Annotated in this window: 3 protein-coding genes; 1 reads left to right on the forward strand and 2 read right to left on the reverse strand. The window is 67.8% G+C overall.

The genetic code is table 11. The annotated features are described in order from the left end of the window. Together ABZY11_RS44580 and ABZY11_RS44585 are read right to left on the reverse strand one after the other, a co-directional pair. Positions 1-191, reverse strand: a 191-nt coding sequence (locus tag ABZY11_RS44580) for a hypothetical protein (RefSeq protein ID WP_356484457.1), incomplete at its 3' end; no start/stop codon positions are given. 67 nt (positions 192-258) lie between these two features. Further along, positions 259-429, reverse strand: coding sequence for a DUF6233 domain-containing protein (locus ABZY11_RS44585; protein ID WP_356484634.1), 171 nt, complete (start codon positions 427-429; stop codon positions 259-261). A 440-nt stretch (positions 430-869) separates the two neighbouring features. Here ABZY11_RS44585 and ABZY11_RS44590 point away from each other — a divergent pair, with 440 nt between their 5' ends. Next, a complete protein-coding gene (locus ABZY11_RS44590; RefSeq protein ID WP_356484633.1) occupies positions 870-1016 on the forward strand; it encodes a hypothetical protein in 147 nt (48 codons plus the stop codon). Positions 1017-1243: the final 227 nt, after the last annotated feature.

A 1243-nucleotide genomic window follows, 5' to 3' on the forward strand; every position in this document is an offset into this window, starting at 1 on the left:
ATCTGGGCCTGGTTCCGGTCGATCTTCTTGTCGAGAGCCTCGACCTTCTGGTCCAGGTTCCCGATCTGCAGGCGCACCGCGGTCAGGTCGGACTTAATGATCCCGAACTCGCGGTCATGCTTCCCCGCGACCTCTTCGAAACGCCGGGTCAGGGCAGCAAGCTCGCTCTGAGCGATGGGGTCCTCGGGCACGCGGGTACTCCTGCCAAATCACAAAACCGCTGATAAGAAGACTCCACGATATCGCGCCCGCACTCCCCTACAGCCTCGGTTCCGTGGTCCTCTGTTGCGCATGAGGCGTGGCATGCAGCCCGTCGACGAGCCCCGTCTCGGGCTTGCAGATCTGGCACGCCTCGATGTCAGGCTCCGCCAAGGCGATCACCGCCTCTTCTCGGGTGAGGCCAGGGCTCGGTTCTTGTCCAGGTCGGATATGCCGCCGGGCATGGCTACGCCTCGGCCGGTTCGTGTGCGTGCTTGAGCGCCATGCGGGCCTCGACGCGGTCGCCGACTTCGACGGAATCCCAGAAGGGATGTGTGGACACGGTGATGCGAAGGTCAGATCGATCGGGGCGATCGTCTGGCACTCCTGCCGGACGCGGTCGACGATCGTGTCGATCTCGCCCGGCGCGTACTCGGCCACAGGGCCGCCGTGCAGCAGTTCCCTATTGAATGCGCGTGTTGAAGCGGCGTTGGCGGCTTCCACCGCCTTGGGATGCCCTTCCTTGTTCCTGGCAGCCGCCCACTCCAGCGTCCGCATCCTCCGTCACGTCTCCGATCCGTCCGCCCGTGCGGGGCTGCGCGGGCACTGCAACAGCCCCATCGCCGGGTACTGCACCACGGGAGCCGGACGGGCGACTTGGCCTGCGCGCCATGGCGTTCTCCCGCGGCGGCTCGAAATGCGCCCACGCCCGACTGTGGAGCGAGACGCGGAACGACCCGGGTGCCCTCGGGTCCCGGGTCGCCGCCGAGCTGCTGCGTCAGGGTGCCCGCGACATCATCGACGGCATCCTGCACTGACCCTCCCCGGCACACCACGGCGCCCCCGCCCTCGTCAGGGCAAGGGCGCCGCCCATGCGTACGCGCGCCGTTCAGGCGTCCACGACGCCGTCAGGCTTCGGCCACTCCGGGATCATCCTGGATCAGGGGTTGGCCTGCCGGACCCACTTCTGGCTGTTGCCGCCGTTGCAGGTCTGCTGGACGAGCAGGCTGCCGCTGCCGGTCGCGCCGCCCGTGACATCGATGCA

This window comes from Streptomyces sp. NPDC006510 (assembly GCF_040611955.1).
GTDB lineage: Bacteria > Actinomycetota > Actinomycetes > Streptomycetales > Streptomycetaceae > Streptomyces.